General features: G+C 72.4%; 21 protein-coding genes and 2 pseudogenes. 11 read left to right on the top strand and 12 right to left on the bottom strand.

Annotated elements, in window-relative coordinates; translation table 11 throughout:
* The first annotated feature begins 25 nt into the window (after positions 1 to 25).
* On the top strand, positions 26 to 274 hold the full coding sequence (locus U5640_RS03165; protein ID WP_340374268.1) for a hypothetical protein: 249 nt from the start codon (positions 26 to 28) through the stop codon (positions 272 to 274).
* A gap of 43 nt (positions 275 to 317) precedes the next feature.
* Here U5640_RS03165 and U5640_RS03160 read toward each other — a convergent pair whose 3' ends face one another.
* From U5640_RS03160 to U5640_RS03150, 3 genes are all read right to left on the bottom strand, one after another.
* A complete protein-coding gene (locus U5640_RS03160) occupies positions 318 to 1,346 on the bottom strand; it encodes an SDR family oxidoreductase (RefSeq protein ID WP_340374267.1) in 1,029 nt (342 codons plus the stop codon).
* Positions 1,347 to 1,464: 118 nt separating this feature from the next.
* Positions 1,465 to 2,424 (bottom strand): SDR family NAD(P)-dependent oxidoreductase, encoded by a 960-nt coding sequence (locus U5640_RS03155; RefSeq protein ID WP_340384906.1) that lies wholly within the window; start codon positions 2,422 to 2,424, stop codon positions 1,465 to 1,467.
* 49 nt (positions 2,425 to 2,473) lie between these two features.
* On the bottom strand, positions 2,474 to 3,496 hold the full coding sequence (locus tag U5640_RS03150; RefSeq protein ID WP_340374266.1) for a PHP domain-containing protein: 1,023 nt from the start codon (positions 3,494 to 3,496) through the stop codon (positions 2,474 to 2,476).
* A 115-nt stretch (positions 3,497 to 3,611) separates the two neighbouring features.
* Between U5640_RS03150 and U5640_RS03145 the strand changes: the two genes are divergently transcribed.
* Positions 3,612 to 3,851 carry a hypothetical protein gene (locus tag U5640_RS03145; protein WP_340374265.1) on the top strand — a complete coding sequence of 80 codons (240 nt, stop codon included), beginning with the start codon at positions 3,612 to 3,614 and terminating at the stop codon, positions 3,849 to 3,851.
* On the opposite strand, the gene U5640_RS03140 is transcribed toward U5640_RS03145, so the two are convergent.
* Both U5640_RS03140 and U5640_RS03135 read right to left on the bottom strand, forming a co-directional pair.
* Positions 3,848 to 4,309: a VanZ family protein gene (locus U5640_RS03140; protein WP_340384903.1), complete on the bottom strand. Its 462-nt coding sequence runs from the start codon at positions 4,307 to 4,309 to the stop codon at positions 3,848 to 3,850. The two genes, U5640_RS03145 and U5640_RS03140, sit on opposite strands and share 4 nt — an antisense overlap.
* 395 nt (positions 4,310 to 4,704) lie before the next feature.
* Positions 4,705 to 5,367, bottom strand: coding sequence for a DUF4230 domain-containing protein (locus tag U5640_RS03135; protein ID WP_340374264.1), 663 nt, complete (start codon positions 5,365 to 5,367; stop codon positions 4,705 to 4,707).
* A gap of 248 nt (positions 5,368 to 5,615) precedes the next feature.
* Here U5640_RS03135 and U5640_RS03130 point away from each other — a divergent pair, with 248 nt between their 5' ends.
* Together U5640_RS03130 and tuf are read left to right on the top strand one after the other, a co-directional pair.
* Entirely contained in the window at positions 5,616 to 6,569 is a 954-nt protein-coding gene (locus U5640_RS03130; RefSeq protein WP_340384901.1) for a ribose-phosphate pyrophosphokinase, read from the top strand.
* Positions 6,570 to 6,625: 56 nt separating this feature from the next.
* Positions 6,626 to 7,819 (top strand): elongation factor Tu, encoded by a 1,194-nt coding sequence (gene tuf, locus U5640_RS03125; RefSeq protein WP_340374263.1) that lies wholly within the window; start codon positions 6,626 to 6,628, stop codon positions 7,817 to 7,819.
* A 15-nt stretch (positions 7,820 to 7,834) separates the two neighbouring features.
* Here the strand turns inward: tuf and U5640_RS03120 are convergent, their stop codons facing one another.
* Together U5640_RS03120 and U5640_RS03115 are read right to left on the bottom strand one after the other, a co-directional pair.
* The gene (locus tag U5640_RS03120) at positions 7,835 to 8,215 is read right to left on the bottom strand and encodes an anti-sigma factor antagonist (RefSeq protein ID WP_340374262.1); all 381 of its coding nucleotides are present in this window, start codon (positions 8,213 to 8,215) and stop codon (positions 7,835 to 7,837) included.
* Positions 8,216 to 8,408: 193 nt separating this feature from the next.
* Complete coding sequence (locus U5640_RS03115) at positions 8,409 to 8,876, bottom strand: MarR family transcriptional regulator (protein WP_340374261.1); 468 nt, start codon at positions 8,874 to 8,876, stop codon at positions 8,409 to 8,411.
* A 104-nt stretch (positions 8,877 to 8,980) separates the two neighbouring features.
* Here U5640_RS03115 and U5640_RS03110 point away from each other — a divergent pair, with 104 nt between their 5' ends.
* Both U5640_RS03110 and U5640_RS03105 read left to right on the top strand, forming a co-directional pair.
* Positions 8,981 to 10,435, top strand: a complete 1,455-nt coding sequence (locus U5640_RS03110; RefSeq protein WP_340374260.1) for an aldehyde dehydrogenase family protein — start codon at positions 8,981 to 8,983, stop codon at positions 10,433 to 10,435.
* A 30-nt stretch (positions 10,436 to 10,465) separates the two neighbouring features.
* Positions 10,466 to 11,573: pseudogene (locus tag U5640_RS03105) on the top strand (NAD(P)-dependent alcohol dehydrogenase).
* 21 nt (positions 11,574 to 11,594) lie between these two features.
* On the opposite strand, the gene U5640_RS03100 reads toward U5640_RS03105, so the two are convergent.
* A complete protein-coding gene (locus tag U5640_RS03100) occupies positions 11,595 to 12,545 on the bottom strand; it encodes an NADP-dependent oxidoreductase (RefSeq protein ID WP_340374259.1) in 951 nt (316 codons plus the stop codon).
* Between the two features lie 71 nt (positions 12,546 to 12,616).
* Here U5640_RS03100 and U5640_RS03095 point away from each other — a divergent pair.
* Positions 12,617 to 13,571, top strand: a pseudogene (locus tag U5640_RS03095) (helix-turn-helix domain-containing protein).
* 61 nt (positions 13,572 to 13,632) lie between these two features.
* Positions 13,633 to 14,484, top strand: a complete 852-nt coding sequence (locus tag U5640_RS03090) for a hypothetical protein (protein ID WP_340374258.1) — start codon at positions 13,633 to 13,635, stop codon at positions 14,482 to 14,484.
* 7 nt (positions 14,485 to 14,491) lie between these two features.
* On the opposite strand, the gene U5640_RS03085 is transcribed toward U5640_RS03090, so the two are convergent.
* Together U5640_RS03085 and U5640_RS03080 are read right to left on the bottom strand one after the other, a co-directional pair.
* Positions 14,492 to 15,055, bottom strand: a complete 564-nt coding sequence (locus U5640_RS03085) for a TetR/AcrR family transcriptional regulator (RefSeq protein ID WP_340374257.1) — start codon at positions 15,053 to 15,055, stop codon at positions 14,492 to 14,494.
* The gene (locus tag U5640_RS03080) at positions 15,052 to 15,414 is read right to left on the bottom strand and encodes a DUF1304 domain-containing protein (protein WP_340374256.1); all 363 of its coding nucleotides are present in this window, start codon (positions 15,412 to 15,414) and stop codon (positions 15,052 to 15,054) included. Before U5640_RS03080 ends, U5640_RS03085 begins: the two co-directional genes overlap by 4 nt.
* A 119-nt stretch (positions 15,415 to 15,533) precedes the next feature.
* Between U5640_RS03080 and U5640_RS03075 the strand changes: the two genes are divergently transcribed.
* Together U5640_RS03075 and U5640_RS03070 are read left to right on the top strand one after the other, a co-directional pair.
* Positions 15,534 to 16,001 (top strand): pyridoxamine 5'-phosphate oxidase family protein, encoded by a 468-nt coding sequence (locus tag U5640_RS03075; RefSeq protein WP_340374255.1) that lies wholly within the window; start codon positions 15,534 to 15,536, stop codon positions 15,999 to 16,001.
* Positions 16,002 to 16,065: 64 nt separating this feature from the next.
* On the top strand, positions 16,066 to 16,458 hold the full coding sequence (locus tag U5640_RS03070) for a VOC family protein (protein WP_340374254.1): 393 nt from the start codon (positions 16,066 to 16,068) through the stop codon (positions 16,456 to 16,458).
* 46 nt (positions 16,459 to 16,504) lie between these two features.
* Here the strand turns inward: U5640_RS03070 and U5640_RS03065 are convergent, their stop codons facing one another.
* Both U5640_RS03065 and U5640_RS03060 read right to left on the bottom strand, forming a co-directional pair.
* Positions 16,505 to 16,810, bottom strand: coding sequence for a DUF4235 domain-containing protein (locus U5640_RS03065; protein ID WP_067254694.1), 306 nt, complete (start codon positions 16,808 to 16,810; stop codon positions 16,505 to 16,507).
* Positions 16,811 to 16,886: 76 nt separating this feature from the next.
* A complete protein-coding gene (locus tag U5640_RS03060) occupies positions 16,887 to 17,906 on the bottom strand; it encodes a glutathione S-transferase C-terminal domain-containing protein (RefSeq protein ID WP_340374253.1) in 1,020 nt (339 codons plus the stop codon).
* Between U5640_RS03060 and U5640_RS03055 the strand changes: the two genes are divergently transcribed.
* Positions 17,905 to 19,011: a cation diffusion facilitator family transporter gene (locus tag U5640_RS03055; RefSeq protein ID WP_340374252.1), complete on the top strand. Its 1,107-nt coding sequence runs from the start codon at positions 17,905 to 17,907 to the stop codon at positions 19,009 to 19,011. The two genes, U5640_RS03060 and U5640_RS03055, sit on opposite strands and share 2 nt — an antisense overlap.
* Positions 19,012 to 19,086 lie beyond the last annotated feature (75 nt).

Raw genomic sequence — 19,086 nt, 5'->3', positions numbered from 1 at the left:
CAGCGCCCCGCGAAGGGAGCACACCGTGACTGCGCACCGAGAAGAGGGCCCCGGCGAGGCGGGCCCCCCGATCCCCCGAGACCTGCCCGACCAGCAGAGCCGCTCGGACGAGGACCCCTGGGACGTCACCACCCCCGATCTGCCCGACGCCGAACTCCCCGACACCGACGAGGCCGGCACCGGCCGCCGAGGAACCCCCGGCCCGGCCGGCGCACCCCCCGGGCAGCCGGTCCCCGACGACGGGCAGCCGATCCCCGACGAGCCGTCCGACTGAGCCGGAACGCGGGGAGGGCGTGCCCCGCGGTGGACGGGGCGCCTCAGCCCGCCGTCCGCCCCCGCATCGGCACCGTCGGCCCGCCGTCCCCGGACCGCAGGCCCCGGAGGAACTCCCGGAGCACCTCCGTGGCCGTGCGTTCCGGGCGCCAGCCGAGTTCGGTGCGGGCGCGGGTGCAGTCCATCAGGGGCAGGCGCAGCACCGCGTCGAAGAGATGCGGGGAGGCCGGGAGGAGACGCAGGTTCCACGCCGCGGCGACGGCCGAGCGGACGGCCGTGCGCGGGAGGCGTACCCGGCGGGCGTCGAACATCTCGCCCAGCAGACCGACGTCCACGGCCGGCTCGGCCGCGAGGTTGAACGGGCCCCGCACCCCGGTGCGCAGGGCGAGCCGGTACGCCTCGGCCGCGTCGTCCGTGTGCAGCGCCTGCACCCGCAGCCCGGGGACGTCGGGCAGGAAGGGCAGCAGGTCGGGACGGGCCACCTGGCCCGGCAGGAACCGGCCGCCGAAGATCCGCCGCTGCTCGCTCGCCGACTCCCGCTTGAACAGGAAAGCCGGCCTCATCCGCACCACCCGCACCTGCGGGTGATCGCGTTCGAAGATGTCCAGGGCCCGCTCCAGATAGGCCTTCTCCCGGCAGTACGCGGCGTCCGGCCAGCCGTGCGTCGGCCACGACTCGTCCACCGCGTGTTCCTTGGGACCGGGCGAGTACGCACCCACCGACGAGGCGTGGACCAGCACCGGCACCCGCGCGGCGGCCACCGCCTCGAACACCCGGATGCTGCCCAGCACATTGGTCCGCCAGGTCACCGCCGGGTCGTGCGTGGGCTGGAACGCCCACGCCAGGTGCACCACCGCCGCCGCGCCCTCGAACAGGGGAACCAGGCCGACGTCCTCGGACGCCAGGTCGACCCCGGTCCACTCCGTCTTCGGGGGTGCCCACTCCGGCACCCGGCGGGCCAGGCCCCGCACCGAGGCGACGCCCGGATCCTCCGACAGCAGTCGCACCACACTCGTGCCGACGTTCCCGGTGGCCCCGGTGACGACGACATCGCCGCCCGTTGAGCTGCTCACCTTGGGCTCCTCTCGACGGTCCCTGCACGAGACGACCGCCGAGTACCCCCTGCAGCGACCCGGCACGCGCGCCGGCGCCGGGAGACCAGCCCGGGAGGCGAGGCCCGGGAGGCGAGGCCTACGAGGCGAACGCGTTCACCCCGGTCAGCTCGGCCGAGAGGTCCCACAGCCGGGACGCCTGCTCACGGTCGGTCGCCCAGGCCTTCACCCCGGTGCGCTCGTCGTTCTCCGGAGCGGGCTCGGCGATGTCGCAGTCCTCCAGGTAGACGCCGCCCATGCCGTCCAGCTGCGGGGAGGTCGCCGCCCACACCTGGGTCGCCGCGCCCTGCTCCGGGGTCTTGAGGCCCGGCTGCGGGATCGGGTTGCCGTCCTCGTCGATCCACCCGTTCGCCCTCATCTCCTCCCTCGGCAGATGCCGCTGGAGGGGCGTGAGGATGCCACCGGGGTGGAGCGCGAAGGCCCGTACACCGCGGTCCCGGGCGAGCGCGTCGAGGTGCACGGCGAACAGCACGTTCGCCGTCTTGGCCTGCCCGTACGCCTGCCACTTGTCGTAGTCCCGCCGCCAGTGGACGTCGTCCCAGCGGATGCCGGAGAAGTGGTGGCCGCGCGAGGACACCGACACCACCCGCGCCCCGCCCGGCTCGATCGCCGGCCACAGCCGGTTCACGAGGGCGAAGTGACCGAGGTGGTTCGTGGCGAACTGCGCCTCCCAGCCCGGCCCGACCCGGGTCTCCGGGCAGGCCATGATCCCGGCGTTGTCGATCACCAGGTCGAGCGTGCGGCCCGAGGCGAGGAACCGGTCGGCGAAGGCGCGCACGCTGTCCAGGTCGGCGAGGTCGAGCTCGTCCACCTCGACGTTCCCGATGCCGTCGAGGTTCTCCCGCGCCGTCTGCGGCCGCCGCGCCGGTACGACGACCCGGGCGCCGGCCTTCACCAGCGCCCGCGTGGTCTCCAGGCCGAGTCCGGAGTAGCCGCCCGTCACGATCGCCAGCCGGCCGTCCAGGTCGATGCCCCGCAGGACGTCGTCGGCGGTGCTCGTGGCACCGAAGCCCGAGCCGATCTTGTGCTGCGGGCTCATGTCGCTGTTGCTCATGTGCGAAACGCTACGAATTGGAGTGCGCTCGAAGTCAAACGGAGGCGTCCTTCCGGGACCACTCCAGCAGCCGGTCCACCGGCCAGGTCGTCACGATCCGCTCGGCGGGCACCCCGCACTCCTCGGCCCGCGCGCAGCCGAGGATCTGCCAGTCCAGCTGGCCGGGGGCGTGCGCGTCGGTGTCGACCGAGAACAGCACCCCCGCCTCGACCGCCCGCCGCAGCAGCCGCCGGGGCGGGTCCAGCCGCTCCGGCCTGCTGTTGATCTCCACGGCCGTGCCGGACGCGGCGCACGCCGCGAACACCTCGTCCGCGTCGAACTCCGACTCCGGCCGGCCCCGCCCCTGCACCAGCCGCCCCGTGCAGTGCCCGAGGACGTCGGCGTGCGGATCCCGCACGGCCTTCAGCATGCGCCGGGTCATCGCCCGCTTCTCCATCCGCAGTTTCGAGTGCACGGACACCACGACCACGTCCAGCCGCTCGAGCAGTTCGGGCTCCTGGTCCAGGGAGCCGTCCTCCAGGATGTCGCACTCGATACCGGTCAGCAGCCGGAACGGCGCCCAGGACGCGTTCAGCTCCTCGACCACCTCCAGTTGGGCGCGCAGCCGCTCCGGCGACAGGCCCCGGGCGACCGTCAGCCGGGGTGAATGGTCGGTCAGTACGGCCCACTCGTGGCCGAGGGCCGCCGCCGTCCGGCCCATCTCGTCGATCGGACTGCCGCCGTCGGACCAGTCGGAGTGCAGATGGCAGTCGCCGCGCAGCAGGGCCCGCAGCCGCTCCCCGGCACCGTCGGTGAGCGGCCGACCCGTCTCCTCCTGGAGTTTCCGCAGGTAGGACGGCACCTCGCCGGCCAGCGCCTCCCGCACCACCTGGGCCGTCCTCGGCCCCACGCCCTTCAGCGACTCCAGCGTGCCGGAGCCCGCCCGCTCGGCCACCTCGCCCTCGGGCAGCTCGGCCAGTACCCGGGCGGCCGTACGGAAGGCCTTCACGCGGTACGTCGGCGCCAGGGACCGCTCCAGCAGGAAGGCGATCCGGTCCAGGGCATCCAGCGGATCCATGGCCACCTCCTCGCTCCAGCGTTGCCCAGCGCGGCCACCGGCGCACGACGGGCGATGGCCCCGGTGGGTGATTCCTGACGATCCATACCGGCTGGTTGCGTTTTACGCTCTAGTCATGACCGAAGTCGCGAGCCCCTTCATGAACCAGCCACGGATCATGGTGCTCGGGGTGCAGCCGGGCACTCCCCCCTTCCGGATCGTGGAAATCGACGGCGAAGTGGTCGGTTCCGCGCACACCGTCACCGACGTCCTGGAGACGGCCGCCGCGTTCGGCATCACCGTCCACGACCTCGACGACCCCAATGTCGTGCGCTGGGTGGGCGGCGACAAGTACACCTGGAGGCCGCGGCTCTAGGAATCCCGCCGCCGGGGCCGGGGAGCGTGCACCGCGCGGCTCATGCGGCGGCCGAGCAGCAGGTAACCGACGAGCGCGCCGGCCGTGTTGAGGATGACGTCGTCGATGTCGAAGGCGCGCCCGGTGATGAGCGCGCCCTGCGCGAACTCCACCAGCAGCATCACGGACGCCGTCAGCAGCAGGACCCGCAGCATTCCGCGCGCCTTGGGCGCGAGCACCGGCACGAGGATGCCGAACGGCACCCCGAGCAGCACGTTCCCGCCGATCTGCTTGACCGCGTCCCGGAGCGCGGGCTGGTCCAGATAGGCCCGCAGCGACCGGCCCGGGTGCAGGTTCGAGTGCACGAGCGCCTCGGAGGCGGGGGAGGGCTCCAGGGTCAGCCGCGCCAGCACGACGGCGAACCCCACCATGAAGGCGAAGGCGAACAGCATCGCGAGGAGCCGCAACGGGAAGGGCATCGGCCGGGGACCGGAACGCGCCGGCGCCTTCTCCTCCCGCGCCGCCCTCGTGCCGGGCGCCGCCTTCTTCCCGGGCGCGCTGTCCTTCCCGGGCGCGGTGTCCCGCTCGGGCGCCGCCTTCGTCCGGGACACGACCCTCCGCCAGAGCGCCGCCTTCTCGCGGGGTGCCGCCCGGTTCGCGGGTGCCGCCTTCTTGCGGGCTGCCGCCTGCGCGGCGGGCGCGGACGCGTCCGGTGGCTGTCCGCCCTTGGGCGGGCGCAGGCGGAACACGGGACGTGGGCGTTCGGCTGCACGGGCCATGCTGTCCTCCAGTCTTCAACTTACCTGCGTCGTAAGGCGGTTACCCGCTGACGCCCCGAGGATGCGCACGGCCCGTGGGAACCCCGCTCGGCCGGTCAGGGCCCGTAGGTGACCTTGACCTCCGTGAAGCCGAGGGAGTGCAGCAGACCCTCCAGCATGTCGGTGGTGTTGGTCTCGGCGCGGGAGGTCAGCTCGCTGTCCTTCGCCGCCTCGCCGATGTGCTTCACGGCGAGCTTCTGCACGGCCTGCTCGCTGTTGGGGTTGTCCGAGAAGAGATCGCCGAGGCGGTCGAGAAGACCGCGCTGCTTGGAGACCGCGTAGGAGCGGTCCGGGTCGAGTGCCGGTTTGCCGAGCCGCGCGTGCGGCAGCCGGAGCGTGGCGGACGTACGGTCGCCGTCGACCGTCACGTCGTCGTCGCCCAGCCCGCCGAGGTCGACATAGGCGTCCACCGTGCCCGCCCCCACGTACAGCGTGCGGGTGCCGCGCAGGGCGTCCGGGAGGTACTTGGCGTCCTTCTCCAGGTCCACGACGACCTGGAAGTTGCCGGAGGCTGCCTCGTAACGGCTCATGTCCTGGATGGACTTGAGCAGGGCGGGGCCCGAGCGGTCCTTGGTCTCGGTGCCGAAGAACTCGCGCAGCCCGGGCAGCAGGCTGAGCCGGATCCCGGCGAACATCACGGTGAGTACGACCACGACCGCGATGAGCACCTTGGCCCAGCCGGGTATGCGCCCCTGGAGGCGCTTGACGGGAGTCGTCATGGCGACGGCCCTCCTTCCTGTCGAGACGGATTCCCGGCAAAGCCCTTGCCAGACCGCGTTGTTGACGATCTGTGACACAAAGTCAGGCCGTGGGCCATGATGGCGCGGCCCGCCGGAGGGCGCGACGAGCGGGCAGGCCGTGCTCACCCGGTCGGCCCATCCGCCCGGCCGCACGGTTCGGCGGGGTCCGTAGCATGAGAGATCCCGTGAGAGATCCCCTTCCGACGGACCTGGTCGAGGAGTCCTTCGTGCGAGACATCTCCGTGTTCAGCGGCAGCGCCCACCCCGAGCTGGCCGCCGAGGTCTGTTCCCATCTGGGAGTGCCGCTGAGCCCGACCCGGCTCAGCAGGTTCGCCAACGACTGTCTGGAGGTCCAGCTCCAGGCCAACTGCCGGGAGCGGGACGTCTTCCTGGTCCAGCCCCTGGTCAAGCCCGTGCAGGAGCACCTCGTGGAGCTGCTGCTGATGTGCGACGCGGCCCGCGGCGCCTCTGCCGGCCGGATCACCGTGGTCATGCCGCACTACTCCTACGCCCGCTCCGACAAGAAGGACGCGCCCCGGATCTCCCTGGGCGGCCGTCTGGTCGCCGATCTGATGGCGGCGGCCGGGGTCCACCGGGTCCTCACCATGACCCTGCACTCACCGCAGGTGCACGGCTTCTTCTCGATGCCCGTGGACCATCTGCACGCCCGTCGCGAGCTGGCGGCCCACTTCCGCCGCTACGACCTGACCTCCACCACCGTCGTCTCGCCCGATCTCGGCAACGCCAAGGAGGCCGCCGCCTTCGCCCGGATGATCGGCGCCCAGGTGGCGGCCGGCGCGAAGCAGCGCTACGCCGACGACCGGGTCAGCATCAACTCCGTGATCGGCGAGGTCATCGGCCGGGACGTGATCGTCCTCGACGACGAGATAGCCAAGGGCAGTACCGTCCTCGAACTCCTCGACCGGCTGCGGGAGCTCGAGCCGCGCTCGATCCGGGTGGCCTGCACCCACGGTCTGTTCGCGGACGGCGCCGTCAAACGGCTCAGCGAGCAGCCCGACGTCCTGGAGATCGTCTGCACCAACACCGTGCCGGTGCCGGCCGAGGAGCACACCGACAAGCTGCGGATCCTGTCCATCGCCCCCGCCCTGGCCGAGGCCGTGCGCCGTATTCACAACGGTGAGTCCGTGAGCGCCCTGTTCGACGCGGCCCGCAGCGAATAGACAGGAAGGAGTGGATACGCGCATGTCGTCACCCATGTGACCAGGGAGGGCTCGCAGTGGCGAAGGCGAAGTTCGAGCGGACCAAACCGCACGTCAACATCGGCACCATCGGGCACATCGACCACGGCAAGACGACCCTCACGGCAGCCATCACCAAGGTGCTGCACGACAAGTTCCCCCAGCTGAACCCCTTCACCCCGTTCGACCAGATCGACAAGGCGCCCGAGGAGCGGCAGCGCGGCATCACCATCTCGATCGCCCATGTGGAGTACCAGACCGAGCGCCGGCACTACGCCCACGTGGACTGCCCCGGGCACGCCGACTACATCAAGAACATGATCACCGGCGCGGCGCAGATGGACGGCGCGATCCTGGTGGTCGCGGGCACGGACGGGCCGATGCCGCAGACCAAGGAGCATGTGCTGCTGGCCCGGCAGGTGGGTGTGCCGTACATCGTCGTCGCCCTCAACAAGACGGACATGGTCGACGACGAGGAGATCCTGGAGCTGGTCGAGCTGGAGGTGCGCGAACTGCTCACCGAGTACGAGTTCCCGGGCGACGAGGTGCCCGTCGTACGGATCTCCGCGCTGCGGGCCCTGGAGGGCGACCCGCGGTGGACGCAGTCGGTGCTGGACCTGCTGGACGCGGTCGACGAGGCGGTGCCGGAACCGCAGCGGGACGTGGACCGGCCGTTCCTCATGCCGATCGAGGACGTCTTCACCATCACCGGGCGCGGGACGGTCGTCACCGGCCGCATCGAGCGCGGCACGCTGCGGGTCAACAGCGAGGTGGAGATCATCGGCATCCACCCGCAGAAGACGAGGAGCACGGTCACCGGTGTGGAGATGTTCCGCAAGCTCCTCGACGAGGGCCGGGCAGGGGAGAACGTCGGTCTGCTGCTGCGCGGGATCAAACGGGACGAGGTGGAGCGTGGCCAGGTGGTGATCAAGCCGGGCTCGGTCACCCCGCACACCCGGTTCGAGGCACAGGCGTACATCCTGTCCAAGGACGAGGGCGGCCGGCACACGCCGTTCTTCCAGAACTACCGCCCGCAGTTCTACTTCCGTACGACGGACGTGACGGGCGTGGTGACCCTGCCGGAGGGCACCGAGATGGTCATGCCGGGCGACAACACCACCATGCTCGTGGAACTGATCCAGCCGATCGCGATGGAGGAGGGGCTGAAGTTCGCCATCCGCGAGGGCGGACGGACCGTGGGGGCCGGACAGGTCACGAGGATCGTGCGGTAGGGCCGGGGAGCGCGGTCATAAGGTGCCGGACGTGGCCTCGGGCTGCCCCAGGGCCGCGTCCAGGGTCGCCGCGGGCGGCAGTAAGCGGTGCAGCCCGGTGGCCTTGAGGACACGCAGGGCCAGCGGGTGGGTGCAGACCAGCCGCAGTTCGCCGTCCTGGTCGAGCACCCGGCGGCGGGCCCGGTACAGCAGGCGGAGTCCGGAGCAGTCGAAGAAGTCGATCGGCGAGAGGTCGATGACGACCCGCGGCGCGGGCCCGGCGGTCGCCTCGTCGAGCCGTGGACCGATCTCCGTCGCCGCGACGATGTCGATCTCGCCGCGGAACTCCAGCACCGTGTACCCCCGCTCCTGCCGGACGCCCAGGTGCGGGGTGTCCGCGGCGGGTTCCTGCTGCACGACGACATCGCCTCCAACCCGCTCCACCGGTCGGGAGCCTCCAACGGCGGGGCAGCGGACAGCAGTTCCCCCCCCCCCAGCAAGGTACCCCCGATGGAGTGAATTTCAGCATGTTCGATTGACATATGTCTTCGAAATTCGGGCGTGTCTCGACCGAGTTTTTTCGCGCCGTGAGCGAAGGGGTGCGAGAAGCTTACGAGAGGGCCTGCCATGCCTTGGACAGAGCCGTCCGGAACTGCTCCGTCTGGTGCGCCGTGAGCTCCCGCACCATCCGCTCCTCCAGCTCCCGGACGGGCCGGGCGTACTGTTCCAGCAGTGCGCGCGCGTCGTCGGTGAGCAGGATCATCAGCTCGCGCCGGTTGCGCGGATTGCGCTCCCGGCGGATCAGGCCGCGGCTCTCCAGCGAGCGCACCAGATCGGCGATGGACTGGGCGGTCACGAAGGAGTCCCTGGCCAGCTGGGCGGCGGACAGTCCGTCGTGCCGCTCCAGGACGGTGAGCGCCGTGTACTGCAGGGCGGTGATGCCGGAGGGCTTGACGAGTTCGTCCAGCCGGGATCGCACGACGAGCTCCACCTGCTTCACCATGTAGAGCAGGGACGGGGGAGCCTTGTGGGGCGGGCGCGCGGAAGTCGCCGCCTGGGTCGTCTGGGTGCCGGCCATGAGTCCGAGCGTAGACCATTGACAGGAAACCTGTCTGTAATGAGACTGCGGACCAACAGGAATCCTGTTAGTTGAAATCTTGGCAACGATGCTGAGGAGTGGCGATGACCACCTTCGAGATCGACCCCGGTCGACTGTTCATCGGGGGACAGTGGCGCGAGGCGGCGGACGGAGCACGGACCGAGGTGGTCGACCCGTCCCGGGGCGCGGTCGTCACCACCGTCGCGGAGGCGGGCACCGCCGACGTGGACGCCGCGGTGCGGGCCGCCCGTGAGGCCTTCGACTCCGGCCGGTGGTCAGGGCTCAGCGGGCGCGAGCGCGGCCGGATCCTGCTGCGGGTGGCCCAGCTGATCCGTGAGGAGGCCGACGAGATCGCCCGGCTGGAGAGCCTGGACGTCGGCAAGCCGATCACCCTGGCCCACGCGGTCGACGTCACCAACGCGGCCAACGACTACGAGTACTACGCCACGCTCGCCTTCTCCCTGGAGGGCGGCAACCGCGACATCCCGATGAACGCCCTCGCCTACACCCGGCGCGGCCCGATCGGTGTCGTCGCCGCCATCACCCCCTTCAACTTCCCGCTGATCCTGGCCGGTTCGAAGCTCGCCCCGGCCCTCGCCGCGGGCAACACGGTCGTCCACAAGCCCGCCGACGAGACCCCGCTGAGCGCCCTGTACATGGCGGGACTGCTCCAGCGGGCCGGGGTGCCCGACGGCGTCGTCAACGTCGTCACCGGCACCGGCCCCGTCGCGGGCGAGGCGCTGCTGCGGCACCCCGGCGTCGACAAGATCGCCTTCACCGGCTCCACCGCGATCGGCCGGCACGTCGCGGGCATCGCCGGTGAGAACCTCAAGCAGGTCACCATGGAACTCGGCGGCAACGCCGCGCACCTCGTCTTCGAGGACGCCGACCTGGAGAAGGCCGTCGGCGCGGTCATCAAGGGCTTCGTCTTCAACACCGGCCAGTTCTGCATGGGCGGCCCGCGCCTGCTGGTGGCCCGCCCGGTCTACAGCACCCTGCTGAGCATCCTCGCCGAGGCCGTGCCCGGGGTACCCGTGGGCGACCCGCGCGCCGTGGAGACCGTCGTCGGACCCATGGCGGGGGAGAAGCACCTGCGCAAGGTCGAGGAGTACGTCGACCTCGCCCGCAAGGAGGGCGCCCGGATCGTCTGCGGCGGTGAGCGCCTCGACCTGGACGGCGGCTACTACTACAAGCCCACCGTCATCGCCGACCTCCCCAACGACTCGCGGGTCGTCCAGGAGGAGATCTTCGGCCCGGTCCTCACCGTCCAGCCCTTCGACGACGAGGACGAGGCGGTCGCCCTCGCCAACTCCACCCCGTACGGCCTGGCTTCGGGGGTGCAGACCGGCAACCTCGCCCGCGCCCACCGGATCGCCGACCGCCTCCAGGCCGGCATCGTCTGGGTCAACGACTGGGCCATGCTCGACCCGGCCGTCCCCTTCGGCGGCGTCAAGGACTCCGGATTCGGCCGCGAGTACGGCCCCGAGGCGCTCGCCTCCTACACCAAGGTCAAGTCCGTCGTCGTCTCGCTCGACTGAACCAGCCGCCCGGCCAAGGGAGTTCCATCGATGTCCATCACCACGCGCGCGGCCGTCGTCGAGTCCGCCGGAGCGCCGTTCACCCTCTCCGAAGTCGTCCTCGCCGAGCCCGGCCCGCACGAGGCGGTGGTCCGGCTGGTGGCGGCCGGCGTGTGCCACACCGACCTGGGGGTGCAGAGCGGCGGACTGCCCTTCCCGCTGCCGGGCGTCCTCGGCCACGAGGGCGCGGGGGTCGTGGAGGCGGTGGGGGAGGCCGTCACCGGGGTGGCCCCCGGCAACCACGTCGTCCTCTCCTTCACCTCCTGCGGCGAGTGCCGCAACTGCCACGGCGGCCACCCCGCCTACTGCGCGACCTGGCTGCCGCTGAACCTCATCGGCGGCCGCCGCGCCGACGGCACCAGCACCATCAGCCGCGACGGCGAGCCGCTCGGCGGCCACTTCTTCGGCCAGTCCTCCTTCGCGGAGCGGGCCCTGGTCGACGAGCGCAGCCTGGTCAAGGTCAACCCCGAGGTCCCCCTGACCTCGATCGCCCCGCTCGGCTGCGGTGTGCAGACCGGGGTCGGCGCCGTCTGGAACGTCCTGCGGCCCACCGCCGGTGACACGGTCGTCGTCCTCGGTGCCGGGAGCCGTCGGCCTCTCCGCCGTCATGGCCGCCGCCCTCGGCCCCGCCACCACGATCATCGCCGTCGACCGGGTCGCCGAACGCCTCGCGCTCGCGAAGGAGGTGGGCGCCACCCACACCGTGGACGCCGGACAGGTCCCGTTCGGCGAGGCCGTCGCCGAGATCACCGGTGGCCGGGGCGCCGACGGGATCGTGGAGACCACGGGCAGTACGGCCGTGCTGCGCCAGGGGGTCGACGCGCTCGCCGCCCGCGGCACCCTGGTCGTCGTCGGCGCGCCGCCGTTCGGCAGCGAGGTCGCCCTGGACGTCAACGGGCTGCTCGGCGGCAAGCGGATCGTCGGCCTCACCCTCGGCGACAGCGAGACCCGGACCTTCATCCCCGCCCTGGTGGAACTGGTCAAGGCGGGACGGCTGCCGCTGGACCGGCTGATCGGCACCTATGCCTTCGAGGACATCGGACAGGCGGTCCAGGACATGACCTCGGGCAAGACCATCAAGCCGGTGCTGACCTTCTGACATCCACCCGGTGACGGCCCGTCAGCCGACCGTCAGGACCAGCTTCCCCGTGGTCCGGCCGGTGTCGCCGAGCCTGTGCGCCTCGGCGGCATCGGCCAGCGGGAACGTCCCCGCGATCGTCGCGCGGAGCCTGCCGGCCTCCACCAGCCCGGCGATCTCCCGCATCCCGGCCCGGTCGGCGTCCACGAGCATCCGCACCGCGCGCACCCCGAGCCGCGCGGCCTCCTCCTCCAGCTCCCGTGAACCCGTCGGCAGGATCGACACCACGACCCCGCCCGGCCGCAGCACCCGCAGCGAGCGCGTGGCGGTCTCCCCGCCCAGGGTGTCCAGGACGACGTCGACCTCCTTCACCGCCTCGGTGAAGTCGGTCTCCCGGTAGTCGATCACCTCGTCGACGCCCAGATCCCGCAGGAAGGCGTGCTTGCCCGCGCTCGCCGTGCCGATCACGTACGCGCCGCGCGCCTTGGCGATCTGCACCGCCACGTGCCCCACGCCCCCGGCGGCCGCGTGGACCAGCACCCGCTGCCCGGCCGTGAGTCCGGCGTTCTCCACCAGTGCCTGCCAGGCGGTCAGCGAGACCAGCGGCAGCGCGCCCGCCTGGACGTGGTCGACACCGGCGGGCTTGTGCCACAGGGCACGGACCGGGGCGACGACGTACTCGGCGTGCGAACCGTGGCCGTAGGGGTACGGCAGCATCCCGAAGACCTCGTCGCCCGGGACGAACGTCGCGACGCCGATCCCGACCGCCTCGACGGTCCCGGAGAGGTCCCAGCCCAGGACGAACGGCGGCTCGCCCAGGAACCCGCCCGTGGCGCGGTGCTTCCAGTCGGTCGGGTTGACCCCGGCGGCGCGCACCCGCACCAGGACCTCGTTGGCCCGCGGCGCGGGCCGTGTCGTCTCCTTCTCCTGCAGAACCTCGGGACCGCCGAGGACGTCCTGGCCGATGACTCGCATGGTGTTCTCAGTGCTCATGGTCGACCAGCCTGCCCGGCCCCGCCCCGCCGGGAAATGGCATGATGGTCAACCTCCGATAGAATCGTGCCATGGCCGCAGCAGCCCCCCACCGTGTCGTCGTCCTCGCCCTCGACGGCGTCTACCCCTTCGAGCTCGGCATCCCGAGCCGGATCCTCGGCGCCGCCGACGGGCGCTACGAAGTGCTGACCTGCACGGTCGACGGCCGCGCGGTGCGCACGAACGCCGACTTCACGGTGGGTGTCGAGCACGGCCCCGAGGTGCTGGAGACGGCCGACACGGTCGTCGTCGCGTCCGTGGCGCCCGAGCGGCTCACGGAGGAACTGCCGTCGGCGGTCGCCGGGGCCCTCGCCCGCATCCGCCCCGACACCCGGATCGTCTCGATCTGCACGGCGGCCTTCGTCCTCGCGGCCGCCGGCCTCCTCGACGGCCGCCGGGCCACCACCCACTGGAACTGCGCCGACCGCTTCCGCCGTATGTACCCGCAGGTGGACCTGGATCCCGACGTCCTCTTCGTGGACGACGGCCGGGTGCTGACCTCGGCCGGCGCCGCCGCCGGCGTCGACGTCTGTCTGCACCTCGTCCGCAAGGACCACGGCAGCGAACTGGCCAACACGGTGGCCCGCCGCTGTGTGGTGCCGCCGTTCCGCGACGGCGGGCAGGCGCAGTACATCGAACAGCCGGTGCCCGAGGCCGGTCCGGCGAGCACGGCGGCCACCCGGGCCTGGGCCCTCGCGCACCTGGACGAGCCCCTCGCCCTCGCCGACCTCGCCGCGCACGCCCGGATGAGCCTGCGCACCTTCGCCCGCCGCTTCCAGGACGAGGTGGGCGTCGAGCCCCGGCCGCTGGCTGATCCAGCAGCGGGTGGTGCACGCCCGGCACCTGCTGGAGGCCAGCGACCTCTCCGTGGACCAGATCGCCGGCCGGGTCGGCTTCGCCACCGGCGCCTCGCTGCGCCAGCACCTGCACGCGGCGATCGGGGTCTCGCCGCAGGCCTACCGCAGAACGTTCCAGACCGCCCGCTGAACGTACCGGCGCGCCCCGGCGTCGTAGGGACACGGGATCGACCGGAGGGACGGGGGCGCGCATGCGCAGAGGGCTGGTGGCGGTGACGGCGGCACTGGTGGCGGCCGTGGGCTGCGGGGCGGGGGAGAGGAGCGACCTGGTCGTCGAGGGAACGCCGCCGACGACGCCGTACACCGGACGTCTGGACCTCGCGACGAGGACCCTCGACACGCACACCCCGCAGGCACTGCCGGCCGAGTCAGGCGCCGCAGGCCGGGCGCTGGAGTGCGACGGCCAGATCTCCGACGGCGGCGGCCCCGACGGCTGGAGCAGCGGCGACGGCGGCGACACCCCGGAGGACGGGCTGCGGCTCTTCTTCGACATGTTCCAGCCGCAGGTCCCGCACTCCGGCTACCGGGTGGAGCGTGAGGCGGACGGCCGGGTCCTGTACTCGTACGACGTCGGCGGCCGGACGAAGGTCGCGGTCGTGGTCGCCGAGGACCAGCAGGGCCGACCGGGCTGGGGCCCGGAGACGAACGCCTCCTGCGACCCGGCCGAACTCCCCGCCGCCTTCAGCGACTCCCTCGGCCTGGAGATCTGGACCGACCGCGACGGACACCGCGTGGCGACCACCACCCTCACCAGCCACGCCGGTGCGGAGCACTGCGGCTGGGAGAGGGCGCACTTCCTGGGGACGGGCGGGGCCGAGGACTACCGGCAGTACGTCCGCGACCCCGACGGTGTGCTCGCATCCGGCCTGCTCGCCGCCCCGTACGACGCGGACGTCCGGATGCCGGCCGACGCCCGCGACACCGGATACCGCTACGGGCACTGGCGGTTGTGGCTGACGAAGGACCGTAGGACGGCCTACGTCCGCACCCCCGAGGGCGTCGAGGCCTGGCCGCTCGCGAAGAGGGCGGTGGCCTGCAAGTGAAACCCGTTCAGCGGCTCGCGTGCAGGGCGACCAGCAACTGCCAGACCTGGTCGGCGATCTCACCGGGGGTGCCGCCCAGGTCGCCGTGCAGCCAGTCGGCCAGCACACCGGCGAAGGTCGCGGCGACGGCCGAGGCCACCAGCGGGGCGTCCGCCGCGCCCGCCCGCTCCCGCTCCCGCAGGCTGTAGGCCCGCAGGTCCCGGTGGAGCACCCGGCCGAGCGGACCGCCGCCGCCCGGCGCGAGGAGGGTGCGGTAGAGCGGGGCGTGCGGGGTGAGCGAGGCGAAGAACCCCGCCAGGGCGGCCGGCGCCCGCACCGGGTCCGGGCGCCCCTGCCAGGCGTGCAATGCCTCCACGGCCTCGCGGACGACATCCGCGCAGGCGTCGACGGCGAGGGCCTCCAGGTCGGGGTAGTGCACGTAGAAGGTGGCCCGTCCGACGCCGGCCCGCCGCACCAGCGCCGCCACGCCCACCTCCTCCAGCGGCCGCTCCGCGCACTCCGCCAGCAGCGCGGCCCGCAGGCGGGACCGGGTCCGGGCCGCCCTCGGGTCCTCGGCCTCCGCCCGGATCACTGCGCGATCAGCACCGCGGCCAGGGCGAGCGCGCCGGGGAGCGCCTGGGCGACCAGGATCCGGCGGTTGGCGGTGACCGCGCCGTACACGCCCGCGACGATCACGCAGGACAGGAAGAACACCTGGGCCGCGAACCCGGTCGGGTCCTCGGCGATCAGCCCCCACACCAGTCCCGCCGCCAGGAAGCCGTTGTACAGCCCCTGGTTGGCGGCCATGGGGGCGGTGCGGCGCGCCATCTCCGCGTCGAACCCGTGGAAGCCCATCCCCGGCTTCTTCTGCCACAGGAACATCTCCATCACCAGGATGTAGAGATGCAGCAGCGCCACCAGCGCGACCAGTACACCCGCAAGAATTTCCATGATCTCCCTCAACTTCCTGGACAGGTGTCCACTATAGCGGGACACCTGTCCAGGAAGTCCAGGGGGGGGGTGCCCCCGGTCCGGGGTGCGGGGGCGCGGGCCGCGCCCACACTGGAGACATGACCCCAGCACCGGCACGCACCGCGCAGCAGCGCAAGCACGACACGCTCCACCGGCTGGAACACGACGTCGACGTCTGGGTCGCCACCGCCGCCGAGGACGGCGACGCCCCCCAGCTGGCTCCGCTCTCCTACGTCTGGGACGGCACCGTCCTGCTGGTAGCCGCCCCGCTCGCCACGCCCACCGGCCGTGCCCTGCACGACACCGGCGTGGCCCGTCTCGCCGTCGGACCGGCCGACGACGTGGTCATGATCGAGGGGCGGGCCGTCGCCGTCCCGCCCGCCGACCTTCCGGAGGAGGACGCCGAGATCTTCGCCGGCAAGACCGGTTTCGACCCGCGTGCCCTGGCCGTGCCCCACCTGTACTTCCTCATCCGTCCGCGACGGATCCGGTCCTGGCGGACCCGGGAGGAGGAGACCGGGGGGTGCGAGGTGATGCGGGACGGCCAGTGGCTGGTGGCCGGCTGAAACCGGGGTATCCGCAAGGTCCGGGACGGGAGCCGCCCGTCCCCGACCTCGTGGAGGAGACGACATGGCCGTGGTGAAAGCGGGCGTCGTGGTGCTCGACTGCGCCGAGCCGGAGCAGCTCGCCGAGTTCTACAAGGGGTTCCTGGACGCGGAGGAGACCGACGTCTCCGCCCACCGCGTCGAGATCCGGGGCGCCGACGGGACCCGGCTGGCCTTCCGCCGCGACGCCAACGCGACCCCGCCGAGCTGGCCGCGCCCCGAGAACTCCTTCCAGGTCCACCTCGACTTCCTGGTCGACGACCTCGACGAGGCCGAGCGCAGGATCGTCGGCCTGGGCGGCCGCCCCCTGGACACGAACGGAGCGCCCGGCCCCCACGAGGAACGCGGCTACGCCGACCCGTCGGGCCACTCCTTCACCCTGCGCCGCACCACCCCCAGGGCCCCCAAACTGGGCTGAACGGTCCGGGACCGCCCGTCAGGTCCTGTCCCGCACGTCCCGCCCTTCAGTCCCGGCCCCCCTTCTCCTTCGTCGGCCAGGTGCCCGTCGAGCGTTCGATGGCCTTCGCGCCCGTGCGGTCGGCGGCGCTGCGGACCGCCGCGAAGATCGCGCCCTGCAGCGCCGCGGCCAGCAGGATCTCGGCCCAGCCGCGATCGCGGTCCAGGGCGTCGGGGGCGTCGTCCTCGTGCCGGATCGCCTTCCACGCCTTGCGGAAGGCGACCCCGGCCAGGGCGCCGCTCGCCCAGCCGAAGACGAAGCCGACGGGCTGGTAGACGAGCGGGAGCTTCCTCTTCCTGGTCTTCCTGGCCACCGAGTCCTCCTTGTCCAAAGCCTCGAAGTACTGGAAATACTGGAAATCCTCGAAATCCTCGACCGCGCGAACCGGTTCAGGGACGCCCTGGTGCCGGGACCTCCTCCTGCGGGCGGACCGGTCCCGGCGCGGTGCCGTTCCCGAAGGGCCGCCCGCCGAGCCGCTCCCGGCCGTGCGGGGTCGTCCAGCCCGCCAGGTCCGGCCCGACGGGAACGATCCTCGTCGGATTGATCCCGGTGTGCACCTGGTAGTAGTGCCGCTTGATGTGGTCGAAGTCGACGGTGTCACCGAAACCCGGCGTCTGGTAGAGGTCCCGGGCGTACGCCCACAGCACCGGGTCCTCCGTCAGCTTCCAGCGGTTGCACTTGAAGTGTCCGTGGTAGACCGCGTCGAAGCGGACCAGCGTGGTGAACAGCCGCACATCGGCCTCGGTGATCGTGTCACCGACCAGGTAACGCTGCCGCCCGAGCCGTGCCCCCAGCAGCTCCAGCCGCCGGAAGACGGCCGCACAGGCCTCCTCGTACTCCTCCTGCCCCCGCGCGAACCCCGCCCGGTACACCCCGTTGTTGACGTCCTCGTACACCTCGGCCATCACCGTGTCGATCTCCGCCCGCGACTCCTCGGGGTAGAGGTCCGGCGCCCCGGGCCGGTGCAGGGCCCGCCACTCGGTGGCCAGGTCGAGGGTGATCCGCTGGTAGTCGTTCGTCACCAGCCGGCCGCTGGGCACGTCCACGACCGCCGGCACGCTGACGCCGCCCGGATACCCGGTCTCCCGCCGGTCGTAGGCCTCGCCGAGGAAACGGATGCCGAGGACCGGGTCGCGCTCGCCCGGATCCAGGGTGAACCGCCAGCTCCGGTCGTCCTGGAGGGGATCGGCGATCGCCATGGACAGCGCGTCCTCCAGACCGAGCAGCCGCCGGGAGATCACCGCCCGGCTCGCCCACGGGCAGGCACGGCTGACGACGAGGCGGTAGCGCCCGGCCGTCACCGGCCAGCCGTCCCGGCCGTCCGCGGTGATCCGGTCCGTGAAGTGGCTCCTGGACCGCCGGAACCGCCGGTGCCCGTACCCGCTGTTGCCGTCGCCCCCGTCGTTCATGGCACCTCCCGCTGCTCACGCCGGCCGCCCGGCTCGGCGACCTGCTGACCGCGTTCCCCGATTTCCGCGGACCGCACGGTGTGATCCCGACCTGCCGGGGCAGTCGGCACGGGTGAGCGGGACAACACCGAAGCCGAAGCCCGAGCCTGGCCGAAAGACGCGGGCCGACCGCCGCACGCGCCTGACCGTGCTGGTCGCCCTCGCCGCCAACCTGGTGATCGCCGCCGCCAAGACCGCCGGGGGGCTGCTGGCCGGCTCGCCCGCGCTGCTCTCGGAGGCCGCGCACTCCGTCGCCGACAGCCTCAACGAGGTGTTCCTGCTCGCCGCGCTGCGCCGCAGCCGCCGCCCGGCCGACCGGCGCCACCCCTTCGGCTACGGCAAGGAACGCTTCTTCTGGTCGCTCCTCGCCGCCGTGGGCATCTTCGTCATGGGCGGCTGCTTCTCCTTCTTCCAGGGCGTGGAGGCCCTCCGGAGCGGCGCGGAGGAGAAGACCAGCGGCTATGTGGCCGGTCTGATCGTCCTCGGCGTCGCCCTCCTGGCCGAGGGCCTCTCCCTGCTGCGCGCCCTGCACCAGGTGCGCCGGCAGGGCGGTACGTCCCGGCTGCGCGACCCGGCCCTGCGCACCGTCGTCGCCGAGGACGGCACCGCCGTACTGGGTGTCACCCTGGCCGCCGCCGGCATGGCGCTGCACATGGTCACCGGCAACGTCGTCTGGGAGGCGTCCGCCTCGCTCGCGATCGGCGCGCTCCTGGTGTTCGTCGCCTTCCACCTCGGCCGGGAGGCCCGCGACCAGCTCATCGGCGTGGCCGCCGACCCCGAGACCGGCGCCCGGATCGGGGAACTGCTGGCCGCCCAGCCGGAGATCGACAGCGTGGAGGCGCTGTTCACCATGAAGACGGGTCTCGACACGGCCCTCGTCGCCGCGCGCGTCGATCTGATGCCGGGCCTGGACAGCGAGCGGGTGGAGGAGGTCGCCGACCGGATCAAGCGCGCCATCGGCGACGCCGTCCCCGAGGCCGACGCGATCTTCCTCGACGTCACCGACCGTCCGCCGCCCGGGGCGCGCAAAAGCCCCGCCGCGACGGGGGAGCGCGGCGGGGCCTGAGTCCCCGCGTGCCCGGAGCGGGCCGCTTCATGCGCCACGCGGCAGATTTCCCGCAGCTTTCTCTCAGCGCTTCTG

Origin of the sequence: Streptomyces sp. SS7 (genome assembly GCF_037993025.1) — a bacterium.
Taxonomy (GTDB): domain Bacteria; phylum Actinomycetota; class Actinomycetes; order Streptomycetales; family Streptomycetaceae; genus Streptomyces.
The sequence above is the reverse complement of the archived record's forward strand: the minus strand, read 5'-3'. Positions and strand labels throughout refer to the sequence as shown.